The organism is Tenacibaculum profundicola (assembly GCF_057220795.1).
Map to the genome: position 1 here is coordinate 3553763 of NZ_CM170137.1, position 16295 is coordinate 3570057.

The window sequence follows — 16295 nt, forward strand, 5'->3', positions numbered from 1 at the left end:
TTTATTGCTATAAAAGTTACATTTAAAAACTATACTAAAATTGTTGTACCTGTTGAGGTTTTATTGTTCTCTTCATCAAAATAAAAATCAATTCTACCTAAATTTAAACCATAAGCACCAACTTGATTTACCAACATATTTTTTTCATCGATATTTTTGATAATGGTTGGTTTTGGTAAAAATGTATGTGTATGGCCACCAATAATCAAATCAATATTTTTAGTGGTTTTCGCTAAATTTAAATCAGAGATCTTATTTGGATTATTTTTGTAATAATACCCCAAATGCGATAGGCAGATAATCAAATCACATTTTTCTTCATTTTTTAGTTTATGGGTAATATCTTGAGTTATTTCTACTGGATTTAAGTACGCTGTTTCTTTGTACAGTTTTTTATTTACTAGTCCTTCTAGTTCTATACCTAGACCAAATATGCCGATTTTAATACCGTCTTTAATGATTATTTTATAAGGTTTGACGTGTGTGTCTAAAACCGTATTTTTAAAATTGTAGTTGGCAGCAACAAAATCGAATTTTGCATTTGGCAATTGCTTAAATAAACCTTCTATAGAGTTGTCGAAATCGTGATTACCAATAGTTGCTACATCATATTTTAACATACTCATCAGTTTAAATTCAAGCTCCCCTTCAAAATAATTGAAATAAGGTGTTCCTTGAAAAATATCGCCAGCATCTAATAATAACGTGTTTTGATTTTCTTTTCGTATTTGTTCAATCAATGTGGCTCTTCTAGCAACGCCTCCTCTGTTGGCATTTCTGCTATGGTTTGCCTTAAAAGGTTCTATATGACTGTGGGTATCATTAGTGTGTAAAATCGTAATATGACGTTTTCCCTTGTTCATAAGAGGAGGTAATGTTAACCCGCCAACCATTGCAAGTGCAGATGCACCTCCTATTTGCTTTATAAAATTTCTTCTTTTCATTATTTGATTATTACACGTTTATCAATAGTTGCTTTTAAGGTATCTGTTTTTTTAAAATAATCGATAATAGCATCTCTTACTTTATAGTCTAATTTTATTAGCTTTTCTGGATTTTTAAAGAAATGCATTCTATCTCCTCCACCTTGCAAATAATCAGATGTTACCACTGAATAGGTGCTGTTTTTTTGGAATTTCTTACCATTAATATTTAGTACATAATCATTGTCTTTAATGAGTAAGGATACATTTTTTGATAAGGGATGTGCTTTTTTATTTCTAATAAAATAATTCACCAATTCTATTACTTTGTCACCTGAAAGATTTACAACAACAAGTTTATTTTCAAAAGGCATTAATTTAAATGCGTGTTCTTTTGTTACGTTTCCTGCAGGAATTGGAGCACGTAACCCTCCATTATTAAACATAGCAAAATCAATAGATACATTCATTTTCTCTTTAAAAATAGGATTCGCCATTTCATAACACATATCTGCCATTAAATTGCCCAAAGTACTCTGCATTCCAGTACTTTTTTTGGTTAAATCTTTTGGGGTATAGCTCAAGACCTTTTCCATTTCGTTTATCAATTTCTCTTTATAAGGCGCAACAATGCTGTCTATTTTTGTAGAAGACCTAATTGTAGTATCGATAGCAATTGTTTTTGCTGTGATTTTAGTGAGGCTTCTATCTGTCATTTTACATGAAGTAAATAACAGGAAAAGGTAAATAAAATGTAATGGTTTCATTGAATTGATGTTTTTAATATATAAAAATCAGTAGAGTTAAATCATAAAACGTAAAATATAATCTCTTTTTTAAACGGCTATTGGCCATTGGTCTTGTGTAGGGAATAATTGATTTTTCCATATTTGGGTTTCCTGCTCTGTAATTAAACAATCTTCTAGCTCGGCTATCATTTTTTCTTTACTTAAGTGTTGACCAATAAAGACCAATTCTATTTTTCTATCGCCAAATATGGAATCCCAATCAGACTCAATTTGATCTTTGTTTTCAGCAAATGTAGCATAATTTATTCGTTCTGAAAAAGACATAGAAGCCCACCAAACTCCAGCAGAATCTGCTTTACAAGAACCTCCTGCAGAACTCCATAGTAGCGCTTGATTAGATCTTGACGCCAACCAAAATAAACCTTTACTTCTAATAATGTTTTGCGGAAAACGTTCGTTTAAATAATTTAGAAAACGTGTTGGATGAAATGGTTTTTTACTTCGAAACACAAAAGAGCTTATTCCATACTCCTCTGTTTCAGGTGTATGCTCGTTTTCTAATTCTTTTAGCCATCCTGCTGAAGCTTCTGCTTTTTCATATTCAAACAAACCTGTATTGAGTACATTTTTTAGTTCAACTTTAGATTCGGTAGCAGTAATAATATGAGCTTCTGGATTTAGTTTGTGAATAATGGCGCGAAGTTCTTCAACTTTATCTTCAGAAACCAAATCAATTTTATTGATGATGATAACGTTGGCAAATTCAATTTGATCTGTCAATAAATTAACAATAGTTCTGTCATCACCTTCTATATTGGTAAGTTCTCTTGTTGTTAAATAATCCGAACTTGAAAAATCTTTTAAGAAATTAAAAGCATCGACTACTGTTATCATAGTATCTATATAACTAAATCGACTCAAATCTATTTTGCCGTCTTCACTTTCAAAAGTAAAAGTTTGCGCCACAGGAATGGGCTCACTTATACCAGTACTTTCAATTAATAAATAATCGAATTTGTTTTGCAATGCTAGCTTTTCTACTTCAATCATAAGGTCTTCACGAAGTGTACAACAAATACAACCATTAGACATTTCTACTAATTTTTCTTCAGTTCTTGAGAGTGTGTTTTCGCTTTTAATGAATTGAGCATCAATGTTAACTTCACTCATGTCATTTACAATTACAGCCACTCTTAGGCCTTCTTTGTTATGGAGTACGTGGTTTAGTAATGTCGTTTTTCCAGCTCCCAGAAAACCACTTAATACAGTTACAGGTAGTTTTTTCATTGTATTTAAAACAGATAAGAGTTATATTTCGATTTGATTTAGTTTATTCATTTTTTCGATTAAGTCTCCGGTAATTGCAACAACAGCAGGTTTTGGAATATTGTCTTTGTCAAAAGGCCATTTACTGGTTGGATTCTTCACATCTTTGGTTTGTTCTCCTGGGTGTTGGACACTTAAAAATAAGGTTTTTCCGTCTGGTGAAAACCAAGGTCCCGTAAGTTCTGCATCTTTTGGTGCTGATGCCACTCGAATTACTTTTCCTTTATCTTTTCCATGTCGTGGAATTACAAAGAGGCTATTATTTTTAAAAGGCATATAGGGTTTGTCTGTTCTGTTCATAGCACCTCCAGATATATCTGAGGTCATCCAAAGGTTTCCTGCTAGATCAAATGCTAAATTATCAGGACAAGAAAAACCGTTTGTTTCTCCACCTGCTTTGTATGTAGAAGCTTTAAAGGTTAAAGCATCAAATGCGCCATTAGCTTCTTCAATCTTTAGAATTGAGCCATGAAAATCTTTTTTACTTTTGTTATTGGTTAACGAAACAAATAGGTGTCCTGTTATAGGGTCAATTTCAATATCTTCAGGACGATTTAAGGGTGTTGCACCTAATAGTTTTGCAGCTTCTCTTGCTCTAATTAATACTTCTGTTTGGTTTTTAAATTTATTTTTTAAAACAGGTTGGTTTTCCCAATCTAAAGCAAGCCATTTTCCATGAATAGTGTCGGCTACATACAAAGTTCCTTCCTTTAGCGAGCTAGGTTTTGAAGAAATAAATTTGTACAAATGTTCATCAGTATGATCATCTCCTGTATAGGCAACTATTCGTTTATCATCAAGTTCATATAATGTACAACATTCGTGTGCAAACCTACCTAAAGCAATATGTTTTTGGGCTGTTCCATCTTTTGGGTTTATTTCTACCACCCAACCATAATGTTCTGGTGGGTAATTGTAAAATTTTTCCCATCCTTGCCTACTAGGTTTGTGGCTAGCTACATTATTTTCATTGTATTCGGTTTCTCCGAAAAAGCCATCATAGTTTTCTTCGCAAGTGATAAACGTTTTCCATGGTGTAATGCCACCTGAGCAATTACTATTTGTTCCAATGACACTAGTTACTCCTTTAATAGGTGTGTCCCAGTTGAGTTTTATTGGGGTTTTTGCAGTAATACGTCTATTATGTGGGTCGTTTTCAACAACTTTCCAAAGTCCATTTTTTTCTTTAATTCGTACAATGGTTCCTCCAACATTATACATTTCCTTATCAACTTGCTTTTTAGTGCGATGTTGTGCTGGATTTTCATAATCTCTGTAATTAAAATCAGAAATAAAAAGTGGATTAGTATATTCATGATTTACCCATAATAAACCATCTTTTGGATTATCATCATCAAAAGGAATGAAGCAGGTAAAATCGTTATTGAATCCAAAGGTGTCTGTATCACTAATTTTATCTCCCCACTTTATGATGGTATGATAATTTAATCCATTGGTTAATACTAAATCATCTTTATCTGAAGGAACTAAGCCTTCTAAAACAAGGTCTTTAAGTAGCTGAAGTCTTTTTTTAGAAATTGTACTAAAACCATTTGTTGGTGTAGTTGTGTTGCCACAACGTATTAAAAATTGAGGCATAATAACAGCCCCTAAGCCTGCTTTTCCTATAAAGGAAATAAATTTTCTTCGATTATACTCCATAATGTATTTGTTGATAATAGTTTACATCTAAAAATAATTAGTGATTCTATTTTTAATTTAAATGATACTTCTCTAAACAAACTAAATCAGAATATATATGAATGAATGTATCCTGATTTCTATTGTATGTTTTACCAATTATTTTAATTGGCTCTTTTGATGAATTAGTTAATGGTAATTTCAATTTTTTATTCAAATAATAGCAAAAGAATTATGGATTTACGATTACCGCTTTGAAATGACATTTTTGAACGTACCTTTTATTCTTTAATGATCATTTTTATATTTTTTATTGTGTTATTCTTTTAAAGAATGAATTACTAGTTGTAGTTGCCGTTTCTAAAAAACAACCTCTGTATTCTAAAATCCTTGTAAAGTTACTTTGTTCTTTATTCTTCATTTGTACGGTATTTAGTCGTATTACATTGGCAATACTTTTTGTTGTATAGGTGTAGTATTATTAATGATATTGCTGGAAAATATATTAACTTCTCATGTAAGGGAATCCATCCGGCTTTTTCGTTTATTATAATTAAGAACAATAGAAACCAGCTTAACCAAAAAAATGATTTCATCCAAGCACTAGCCGTTGTTTGTGTAGAGCGATAAATGGCAAAAAAAGAAATTATCAAGAAAAGATAGTCTATAGATTTCCACCAAATGGGTGTTGTGCTACAACATGTTATTGAGCAACTTTGTGCTATAAATATAAAGGGAGTAGCAATACAATGTATAAGGCATAAAGTACTTGCAATGGCGCCTATATTGTCTGGTCTTTGACTTGTTAATATCATGAAAAATCATTAATAAACTGATTGGTAAATATAAAGCTAATATTTATTAATGCAACTCAGTTGCGTTAAGTTTGTTTGGTTTAATACGTTTAAAAACAGTTCTTCGAGGTAATTTCTGTGATTAGTTTGATTTTAAATTTAATAAAATAATTATTTATGGTGTTTTAGATAGATTAGAAGAAGAAGATATTTTACATTTCTTTCTTGGTAAAAAACGATTGAAATGGTATGTAAAATATAATGAAATTGGTGGTGTATAAAGAGGTTATAGTAATTAATGCTCAAGGAGCTATGGCATAAAAACCAGAAAAGCTCTCTAAGTAGAGAACTTTATCTTTTTAAAGTTAGTCAAAGCAAGGTTGCTCTATCGTTCTAGTAGTTCCATCTGGTAAAGTAAAAGTGGTAACCTCTCCTTTACAGGGTTCTTCTTCAGTACAAGAATTAAAAGCGAAACTAACAAACAATAAACCTAAAACAGGTAATAATTTTTTCATAAGATTTTTTAATTTTTAGAGAAATTACACAAAGAAGGCTTTGTATAATCCTTTTGTTTTATATTTAGCTCTCCGTTTTTAAGAACTTTCAGTTTCAAAAGTACTTATTTTTCTATCTTATATAAAGAAAAAGACACTCATTTTCTTTTACTGTAAATTCAAACAATAACTGGTATAATACAAAGGTGTATTGGTAACTTCTGTTTTCTTTAGGCGAGTAATTCGTGGTTTTTGAGTGTGATTTGTTTTTAGAGATACAATAAGGGGAGCGTCTCATTACATCTGCCAAATTTACTAGGTAGCTCAAAATAAACTCACAAAAGATTTACATCGAAATGTGTTTATTGATTATGAAATAGATGGAGCTTCTAAAAGGAGATGTCAAAAAACTTTCAAAATATCAGTTTTTTACACTAGTAAAGAAAAATGATACGGTTGTGAATCCATTATTTGAATCTCATATTAAAAAAAAACACGTATATAAATGGTTATTGTTTAGTATTTTAGATTAATTAGTGTGAATATAATTTTTTTTTAACAAATTAAGTTTTTATTTTTTATAAAATTATTTTTAAATTAGCCATGAAGAAATAATGTGTTGCAAAAAAATTGCTAAATTTATTTCATATATTTTCCTTCAGAGACTCTTTTTGTCACGGACGTAATGTGACCAAGGAATGCGAAGCTGTGCGAAAACAGAAATAATAATCCTTTCACTTTGTTTTTAAACCATATATACTTGCGTGTTGCGTTCATTAACAAGGGTAATGTTTTTAAAATTCTACACTATCTGTAAATATTCATTGTTAGATGGGTAATAAATCAAAAACATTAACACTTGTCTAGTATAGAATGAATGTAATTTGGGTTATAGATATTCCTTGTTACACAAAAACAGGATTAAACTAGTGATATTCAACATGGTTTTTAGATAAGAACGCTGAATTTAGCTGTTTATTTTTTCAATATATAAGCCTCGTGACAACGACTTCGTGTGTGTGATGGTAGCGAAGCTGTGCTCAAAAATTAACTAAACTATTGACTACTATGAGTTTTAAAAAAGGGTGGTATGCATTGTATGTAAAATCTCGTTGGGAGAAAAAAGTATATGAATCTCTAAAAGACATTTCTTTAGAACCGTTTTTACCACAGGTTAAAACAATTCGACAATGGAGTGATAGAAAAAAAACAATTTTTAAACCGCTTTTTCCATCTTATGTCTTCGTGAATATTAATTCTTCTTTAGAATTTTATCAAGCATTATCAGTAAATGGGGCATGTGCTTATATTCGTTTTAGTAAGGAGTATGCGCGAGTGTCAGAAAAAGAAATTAAGCAACTTAAGTTATTAGTTGACGATGTAGATATTCTAGATATTGGATTACATTCAGAACACTTAAAAGTTGGGGACATAAAAAAAATTGCTCACGGTCCATTAAGTGGGTTAGAATGCGAAGTTCTAAAAGTAGGCAATGTCAATAAAGTGATTGTACAAATAGATTCATTACAGCAAAATATTACTGCCAGTATTCCTTCATATTATTTTGAAGAATTAAACGTATATTAAAAAGTTTGGTACAACCTTGAATACAAGTTTAGAAAATAAATTAGCGTCAAATTATTGGATTAATAAGATAAAGTTATGTCCTGTTGTTAATGATAGGCCATTAACATTAGTACAGACCCAAGAACGTATTGTTAAAAAAGAAGAATTATTATATTTTAATAAGCTCACGGCCAATAATGACGTGGTAGAGTTTACAGTTCTTCTCACAATTTATTCTATTTTAGTACAACGTTATTTTGAATCTGTACATTTTATTGCTTCATCTGGAGTAACCAATAGTGAACAAACACTGTTATATAAATTCCCTTCAAAAAAGGGAAAAAGGCTTAAACAATCCCTTAATGAAGTTAAAGAAGAAATTCAAGAGGTATTTAAGTATTCTAATTTTAATAAAGGTTTAATAAATAAGAAACCATTTTATAATTACACTTGTTTTGGCTTTTCATATAATGGTAATTTGAGTTATGAAAAGAATAAGTTTCCTTTTTATGTAAATATAGATAAAAAAGAAGAAGGGATTATTATTTCTATTTCTTATGATCAGAGTTTTGTAACAGATTATATTGCCAATCATTTTTTGCAAAATATAAAAAGATGGCTGCTAAATCTTGAAAATCATATAAATGAAGAGGTAAACAAAATATCAATTATAACTGAGCAAGAAAAAGAGGAAGTCTTATTTTTATTTAATACTGCCAAGGTTGGTTGCCCAAAAGATAAAACGATTGTTGATTTATTTGAAGAGCAAGTAAAAAAGACACCCAGTAATATTGCCATAGCTTTTGAAAATAAGGCGTTAACGTATAAAGAACTTAATGAGCACTCAAATCAGTTAGCAAGGTATCTTAGAGAAACGTATTCTATTCAACCTGATGATTTAATAGGAATAAAATTAGAGAGGAGTGAGCAATTGTTGGTAGCAATATTTGGAGTATTAAAATCAGGAGCTGCTTATGTACCTATAGATATTAATTTTCCTAAGGAGCGTATCAATTATATTGAACAAGATAGTAATTGTAAGGTTGTCGTAGATCAAGAAGAGATAGGGAGGTTTAAAGCGGTTAAAAATGAATATAGTGTTGAAAACCCTCAAAAAGTCACTAAGCCAAATCACATAGCTTATGTGATTTATACGTCTGGTACCACTGGAAAACCTAAAGGCGTGGTGATATTGCAACGAAATACAGTGGCAATGTTAGATTGGGCTCAAAAAGAATTTGATTCCAATACATTTGAAGTGGTTTACGCTACGACATCACATTGTTTTGATCTTTCTATATACGAGATGTTTTACCCTTTAATTGAAGGAAAAAAAATAAAACTATTAGAAAATTCTTTAGCAGTTGGAGAAGAATTACAATTTGATAAAAAAGTATTAATTAACACTGTTCCGTCAAGTATAAGAAGTATTATTGAAAGTGGTGTTAGTTTAGAAAATGCAACAGTTATTAATTTAGCAGGAGAACAATTTCCTGTAGAGATAGCAAATAAATTGCTCGCTTCCAACACAGAAATCAGAAATCTATATGGCCCCTCTGAAGATACCACGTATAGTACCACGTATAAATTATCTTCTAATGAAAACTTTGAAGTTTCTGTTCCTATAGGGAAGCCTATATCAAATACAAATTGTTATATATTAGATGAGTATTTAGAACCATTGCCAATAGGTATATCGGGGGTGTTATATTTATCAGGAGCAGGTGTAGCACAAGGCTATTTAAATAAACCGGAGTTAACATCAGAAAAGTTTATAGCAAATCCTTTTGTAAAAGGAGAACGTATGTATAATACAGGAGATTTAGCCAAATGGCTTCCTGATGGTAATATTGAGTTTTTAGGACGTAAAGACAATCAAGTAAAAATACGTGGCTATCGTGTAGAATTACAAGAAATTGAAAGTACGATAGTTCAGTTTTCAGAAGATATTCAACAAGCGGTATTATGTGTAAAGGGTACTGAAAAGAAAAAAGAATTAGTAGCTTATTATATTTCAAAATCAGAGATAGAAAAGCCAGCATTAAAAGATTTTCTTCAAGAAAGACTGCCATCTTATATGGTACCGAACTATTATCTAGAATTAGATACAATTCCATTAACTCCGAATGGGAAAATAAATAAAAAAGCACTTCCAGAAATAACTTCAGAGTCTCTTATTCAAAAAGAGTATGTGGCTCCAAGGAATAAAATAGAACTAGAATTAGTAAAGATTTGGCAAGAAGTATTAGCTGTAGAACGAATTGGAATCACGGATAATTTCTTTGAACTTGGAGGGCATAGTTTATTAGTTGGCGCTATAATAAACCGAATTTATAAAGAACTAAATAAAAGTATCACGTTTACGTTCTTTTTTGAAAATCCAACCATTAAAGCATTGAACAAAGGATTTTCAAATAACGTTTACCATGCCATTCCAAAAATAGAAACTGCAGCACATTACCCACTCACAACATCTCAACATAGAATATGGGTGTTAAGTCAATTAGAAGGAGGGAATTTGGCATACAATATGCCAGGAGCAGTTACATTAAGAGGAGATTTAGATGTTTTAAAATTTGAAGAAGCTTTTAAACTTTTAATAAAACGCCATGAAATACTAAGAACCAATTTTAAAGTTAATGAATCAGGACAAATACGTCAATATATAACAGGAGAAGATACTTTTGAGTTTACTCTTTTAGAAAAAGATGTTACAAGTCAAACCAAAGAAGAGATCATGTTGTTTTTAGAAGAAGAACACGCTACTGCATTTCATTTGGAAGATCATTTATTATTAAGAGCAACCTTATTAAAAACGCGAAATCAAGAGCATATCTTCTCATTAACCATGCATCATATTATTGGTGATGGTTGGTCTATGAAACTATTAATATCAGAAGTCATTTCGATATATAATAATTTAGTGAAAAACAAGGCATATACTTTGCCAAAACTAGAGATTCAATACAAAGATTATGTAGTTTGGTTAGAAGCTGAACTAACTAAATCAGGTTTCAAGAAGGCTCAAACGTATTGGCTTTCTCAATTTCAAGGAGAACTGCCAATTTTGAATCTTCCGAGTTTTAAAAACAGACCAAAAGTACAAACGTATAACGGAAAGACGTTAACCCATAGTTTTTCAGTATCCTTTTTAGAGAAGCTAAAATTATTTTCAAAATCTAAAAGTGCTACATTATTTATGACTTTAATGTCAGGGATTAACGCTTTATTATATCGTTATACCAATCAAAATGATATTATTGTAGGTACGCCAATAGTAGGAAGGGAACATCCTGATTTAGAAGGACAGATAGGCTTGTATTTAAATACCTTAGCTATACGAACAAGAATAGAAGAAAAAGATAGTTTTGTAAACATACTAGACCATCAAAAACAAACCTTACTATCAGCATATGAGCATCAAAGTTATCCTTTTGATGAATTGGTTAATAAACTAAATGTTCCAAGAGATACATCGCGTTCTGTATTGTTTGATGTGATGGTAGTTTTACAAAATCAAGAACAGCTTCCTACTATAACAGCAGATCATGATATAGAGGGTATACAAGTTGAAGATTTTGAAGTAAGTAGAAGTACTTCTCAATTTGATATAAGTTATACGTTTGCAGAAAGAGAAGGAAAACTAGAGCTTAGTATAGAATATAATACTGATATCTATGATGACTTTTTAATAGAACGAATGTTTACGCATTATGAGAATTTATTGAGTGAAGTTATAGATAATCCAGAGGAGCCTATAATATCGGTAGAGTATATTACTGAAAAAGAAAAGAAACAATTACTTGAAGAGTTTAATGATACTAGAGTAGATTATCCTAAAGATAAAACAATGGTTGATTTATTTGAAGATCAAGTAGAAAAAACACCTAATCACATTGCAGTAGTATTTGAGGAAGAAAATCTAACGTATACAGAACTTAATGAACAATCCAATCAGTTGGCAGAATACATTAGAGACACCTACACGATTGAGCCTGATGATGTAATAGGAGTAAAATTAGAAAGAAGTGAACAATTATTAGTAGCTATTTTTGGAATCTTAAAATCAGGAGCAGCTTATGTGCCAATGGATATTAATTATCCGCAAGACCGCATCACTTATACTGAACAAGATAGTAATTGTAAGGTTGTTATAGATAAAGAAGAATTTAAAAAATTTAACGTAGTAAAAGACAACTATAGTTTTGAAAACTTAAAAAGTTTTACAAAGCCCAATCATTTAGCTTATATAATCTACACTTCAGGAACTACAGGGAAACCTAAAGGAGTAATGGTAGAGCATAGAAATGTTGTTAGTATTTATTCTGATTGGAAGAAACAATATGAATTAGATCAGTTTACTATTAGCCTATTGCAATTAGCCAGTGTTTCTTTCGATGTGTTTGTTGGAGATATTTGTCGTTCCTTACTAAATGGAGGAAAAATGGTGTTACCATCAGATAATACTAAGCTAAATCCAAAAGAGTTATATAGCTTAATGGAAAAACATCAGGTGTCTTTATTCGAGGGAACCCCCGGATTATTACTTCCTTTACTGAATTATATTAAAGATAATAATAAGGATTATAGTTTTCTGAAGTTAATAATATTTGGATCGGACAGCTTTAATAATCAGAATTTTAATGCCATTAGAGATACCTTTGGCAATAGTATAAAAGTGGTAAATAGTTATGGTGTTACAGAAGCTACTATAGATTCCTCTTATTATGATGACTGTAATGCTACTTTTTTAGGAACAACACCAATAGGAAAGCCATTTTCAAATACCAATATATACATTTTAAATAAAAATGAACAATTAGTATCAACAGGAGTTTTTGGAACAATTTATATTGGTGGGGCCGGTGTTAGTCGGGGTTATTATAATAAATCAGCACTTACTGCTTCAAAGTTTATTAAAATCCCATATCAAAATGAAAATGTGTATTCAACAGGAGATTTAGCTCGATGGATGCCCGATGGAAATATTGAGTTTTTGGGGAGAAATGATCATCAAGTTAAGTTGCGTGGATATAGAATTGAATTAGGTGAAATTGAAACAGCAATAAAACAGTATTCTGAAGAAATTGAGAACGTTGTCGTTATTGTCAAAAATATAAATCAAGAAAAAGTATTAATCAGTTATTTTATATCAAATGCTATTATTGATAAATCACGTATAAAAACATTTTTACAAAAGAAACTACCAGCGTATATGATTCCTGATTTCTATCTGCAATTAGATAGTTTCAAACTTACGCCAAACGGCAAAATAGACAGAAAAGTTTTACCAAATATTTCAGGAGAAGACAGTGTCCGGAAAACATATATTTCACCTAAAGAAAAAAATGAAAAACAATTAGTTTCTATATGGGAAGAAGTTCTTGGAATAGAAAAAATTGGGATTACAGATAATTTCTTTGAATTGGGAGGGCATAGTTTAAAAATTACCAAGCTTAGAAATCTCGTCAATAAAAAGTTTAATACAACCATAAGTTTCAATGACTTTTTTATTGAAAGCACAATTGAAAGTCAAGCAAAACTTATAAAAGCAAGTACTAAATCTATATATGAAAATATTCCACTCTTACCAAAACAAGATAGTTATCCATTATCATCTTCGCAGCAAAGAATATGGATACTAAGTCAATTTGAAGGCGGAAATATTGCTTATAACATGCCTGGGGTTTTTCTCCTTGAAGGAATTATAGAGATTCAAGTAATGAAAAAGGCATTTCATGCACTTATAGAACGACATGAGGTATTAAAAACTAGATTTAAAGAAGATGCTATTACTGGTGATATTAGACAGAGTATATGCTCGAAAGAAGAAAATAATTTTGAATTTCTATATGAGGCTACAAGTTTTTTGAATGCTTCAGATGACACTATAAAACAACTTATTGACATTGAAAGCAATTACAGTTTTGATTTATCTAAAGAAAGTTTATTAAGAGCTAAACTAATAAAGACAGGAGATAAAAAAGCACTTTTAATTTTTGTAATACATCATATTATAAGTGATGGTTGGTCTTTAGAAATTATTACAAATGAATTATTTCAATTTTACAATGCGTTCTTGAAAAATGAAACTCTTAATTTACAACCTTTAACGATACAGTATAAAGAATACGCTTCATGGGAAAAAAATCAATTATCATCAGATAAGGCAACGGAATCAAAAAAATACTGGGAAGAACAGTTTAAAGAAGATATTCCTGTTTTAGAGCTTTCTACCAATAAAAATCGCCCACGGTACAAAACATATTCAGGTAAAATTACCACAAAAAAACTTACCAAAAATGTACTAAACAAGTTTAAATTACTCTGTCAATCAAATAACAGCACATTATTTATGGGCTTGGTAGCAGTAGTTAACTATCTTTTATATAAATATAGTAATCAAAAAGATATTATCATTGGTACTCCAATAGCAGGCAGAGAGCATACTTTGTTACAAAATCAAGTAGGTGTATATATTAATACATTGGCTTTGAGAACAAAATTTAAAGGAGATGATAATTTTGAAACTCTGCTTGAAAAAGTAAAAGAAACTACATTAAATGCTTATGAACATCAATTTTATCCTTTTGACAAACTAGTTAGTGATCTATCGTTACAACAAGATTTAAGTAGAAACCCATTATTTGATGTAATGGTAACATTGCAGAATACTGATAACAGTACACCAAATACGAACACAATAGAGGGCTTACAAATACGTGAGTATGTGAGTTCAGATGTTGTCATGAGTAAGTTTGATTTAGAGTTTATATTTGAAGAAAGGGATAATGAATTAGAGGTAGGAGTGGTATATAACTCAGATATTTTTGATACTAAATTTATAGAGAATGTTCAATCACATTTAAATGGTGCAATTGAAAATTGTATTAAAACACCTAAAGAGTCGCTCTATAAACTTCCTTTTCTAACATCGAAAGAAGAAAAAGAATTAATTCATAAATTAAATGATACTTCTCAAAATTATAATAGTGAGTATACATTTTTGGAGCTTTTTAAAGAACAAGTTAAGAATCAGCCGGATGCAGTAGCTATTATTGATGAAGAACAGCGATTTACGTATAAAGAATTAGATTCACTTTCAAAGCAAGTTTCGGTCTATATAAATACAAATTTTGAAAAAGATGAAGAAGCTATAGGTGTTATGCTAGATCGTTCAGCTATAACAATAGCAGTATTATTAGGAATACTAAAATCAGGAAGAGCATATATTCCTTTGGATCCAACATTTCCAGTTGAGCGATTAAAATACATTATTGAACATAGCCAATTAAAAGTACTTATAAGTTCTAAAGAGTTGGCTGAAATGGCAACAGATAAACTAATTGTTACAACTGCAAGTGAAATTTTGTCAAAAAGTGATGATTTAAAAGAGGACATTGAATCTTATCCAACAGGAAATGATACCGCATATGTTATTTATACATCTGGGTCAACAGGAAAGCCTAAAGGTGTTGAGATAGGGCATCGTTCATTATTGAATTTTTTATTAAGTATCAAAAACGAGCCAGGAATAAAAAACACAGATACTTTCTTTGCTGTGACCACTTACTCTTTTGATATCTCTATTCTTGAGTTTTTCACTCCTTTAATTTCAGGAGCAAGTGTTTATGTTGTGAGCGATAAAACTTTGTCTGACCCATACGAAACAATACAGTTATTAGAAAACGTAAAACCTACAATAATTCAGGCTACACCAAGCTTTTATCAACAACTATTTAGTGCGGGATGGAATGGTGGTAACCAGTTAAAAATATTATGCGGCGGAGATGAACTAAGTGTATCTCTAGCTAGTCAATTATTAAAATCTAGTTCAGAACTCTGGAATATGTATGGCCCAACGGAAACAACTATTTGGTCAACTATTAAAAAGGTTGAACAACCAAATCAAGCTAATATTATTGGAAAACCCATTGCTAATACCTCCATATATGTTTTAGATGATTTCTTAAAATTACGCCCTAAGGGAAGTTCAGGTAACCTATTTATTGGAGGGGATGGTTTAGCAAAAGGATATTACAAACAAGATGAATTAACAGCACAACGATTTGTAAAAAATCCTTTTAAAGAGGGGCTTATATATGAAACAGGAGATGTTGTAAAGTGGAATGATAATGATGAACTTGTCTTCTTAGGACGAAATGACAATCAGGTTAAAATTAGAGGATATCGTATAGAATTGGGGGAAGTAGAAGCTAAAATGAATGAAATTCAGGAGGTTGAGGCGGCTATTGTTGTGGCTAAAGAAGACGTTTCCAGAAATAGTATACTAGTTACTTATTTTACAAGTGAAAATAATTTAGAAATTGATAGTTTACGTTTTCAACTTAAAGAAGTACTCCCTTATTATATGATTCCATCTCAATTTATAATTTTAGATGATTTTCCATTAACGTCAAACAAAAAAATTAATCGAAAGGCATTAATTGATTTAGATGATTTAAATATAATATCGACTAAAGAATACCTGCCTCCAAACACTGAAACGGAAAAAAAATTAGCGGTATTGTGGAAAGAAATTTTAGGAGTCGAACGAATTGGATTAAAAGATGATTTTTTCGACTTGGGTGGTCATAGTCTAAGTGTAACCAAATTAGTAGCTTGTGTTCAAAGGGAATTCGTTATTAAAATATCTCTAAATAATATTTTTGAACATCCTGTTTTAGAAGATCAATCACGTTTCATTGAAAATATACAACTTGTTAGTCAACATAATCGTAATCAAGATGAGGAAGTTGAATTTGAAAATTTCTCTATTTAATCCAAACCTATAAATAAAAA

The 16295-nt window shown here is 30.5% G+C and carries 8 protein-coding genes; 2 read left to right on the forward strand and 6 right to left on the reverse strand.

Annotated elements, in window-relative coordinates:
• Positions 1-29 precede the first annotated feature (29 nt).
• From AC2TDS_RS14825 to AC2TDS_RS14850, 6 genes are all read right to left on the reverse strand, one after another.
• Positions 30-944 carry a bifunctional metallophosphatase/5'-nucleotidase gene (locus tag AC2TDS_RS14825; protein ID WP_484736355.1) on the reverse strand — a complete coding sequence of 305 codons (915 nt, stop codon included), beginning with the start codon at positions 942-944 and terminating at the stop codon, positions 30-32.
• Complete coding sequence (locus tag AC2TDS_RS14830) at positions 944-1639, reverse strand: 5'-nucleotidase C-terminal domain-containing protein (RefSeq protein WP_484736356.1); 696 nt, start codon at positions 1637-1639, stop codon at positions 944-946. Before AC2TDS_RS14830 ends, AC2TDS_RS14825 begins: the two co-directional genes overlap by 1 nt.
• A gap of 120 nt (positions 1640-1759) precedes the next feature.
• Positions 1760-2959, reverse strand: coding sequence for a GTP-binding protein (locus AC2TDS_RS14835; RefSeq protein ID WP_484736357.1), 1200 nt, complete (start codon positions 2957-2959; stop codon positions 1760-1762).
• Between the two features lie 21 nt (positions 2960-2980).
• Positions 2981-4660 (reverse strand): PhoX family protein, encoded by a 1680-nt coding sequence (locus AC2TDS_RS14840; RefSeq protein ID WP_484736358.1) that lies wholly within the window; start codon positions 4658-4660, stop codon positions 2981-2983.
• A gap of 389 nt (positions 4661-5049) precedes the next feature.
• The gene (locus AC2TDS_RS14845; protein WP_484736359.1) at positions 5050-5454 is read right to left on the reverse strand and encodes a MerC domain-containing protein; all 405 of its coding nucleotides are present in this window, start codon (positions 5452-5454) and stop codon (positions 5050-5052) included.
• 344 nt (positions 5455-5798) lie between these two features.
• Positions 5799-5948, reverse strand: a complete 150-nt coding sequence (locus AC2TDS_RS14850) for a hypothetical protein (RefSeq protein ID WP_484736360.1) — start codon at positions 5946-5948, stop codon at positions 5799-5801.
• A gap of 1047 nt (positions 5949-6995) precedes the next feature.
• On the opposite strand from AC2TDS_RS14850, the gene AC2TDS_RS14855 reads away from it, so the two are divergent.
• Complete coding sequence (locus tag AC2TDS_RS14855) at positions 6996-7514, forward strand: UpxY family transcription antiterminator (RefSeq protein ID WP_484736361.1); 519 nt, start codon at positions 6996-6998, stop codon at positions 7512-7514.
• A 16-nt stretch (positions 7515-7530) separates the two neighbouring features.
• Entirely contained in the window at positions 7531-16275 is an 8745-nt protein-coding gene (locus AC2TDS_RS14860) for a non-ribosomal peptide synthetase (protein WP_484736362.1), read from the forward strand.
• Positions 16276-16295 lie beyond the last annotated feature (20 nt).

Excerpts from the sequence above, each read along its gene's own strand:
- AC2TDS_RS14855 (WP_484736361.1), top strand. The coding sequence starts at position 6,996 with ATGAGTTTTAAAAAAGGGTGGTATGCATTGTATGTAAAATCTCGTTGG.
- AC2TDS_RS14830 (WP_484736356.1), bottom strand. The coding sequence starts at position 1,639 with ATGACAGATAGAAGCCTCACTAAAATCACAGCAAAAACAATTGCTATC.
- AC2TDS_RS14825 (WP_484736355.1), bottom strand. The coding sequence starts at position 944 with ATGAAAAGAAGAAATTTTATAAAGCAAATAGGAGGTGCATCTGCACTT.
- AC2TDS_RS14835 (WP_484736357.1), bottom strand. The coding sequence starts at position 2,959 with ATGAAAAAACTACCTGTAACTGTATTAAGTGGTTTTCTGGGAGCTGGA.
- AC2TDS_RS14850 (WP_484736360.1), bottom strand. The coding sequence starts at position 5,948 with ATGAAAAAATTATTACCTGTTTTAGGTTTATTGTTTGTTAGTTTCGCT.
- AC2TDS_RS14845 (WP_484736359.1), bottom strand. The coding sequence starts at position 5,454 with ATGATATTAACAAGTCAAAGACCAGACAATATAGGCGCCATTGCAAGT.
- AC2TDS_RS14840 (WP_484736358.1), bottom strand. The coding sequence starts at position 4,660 with ATGGAGTATAATCGAAGAAAATTTATTTCCTTTATAGGAAAAGCAGGC.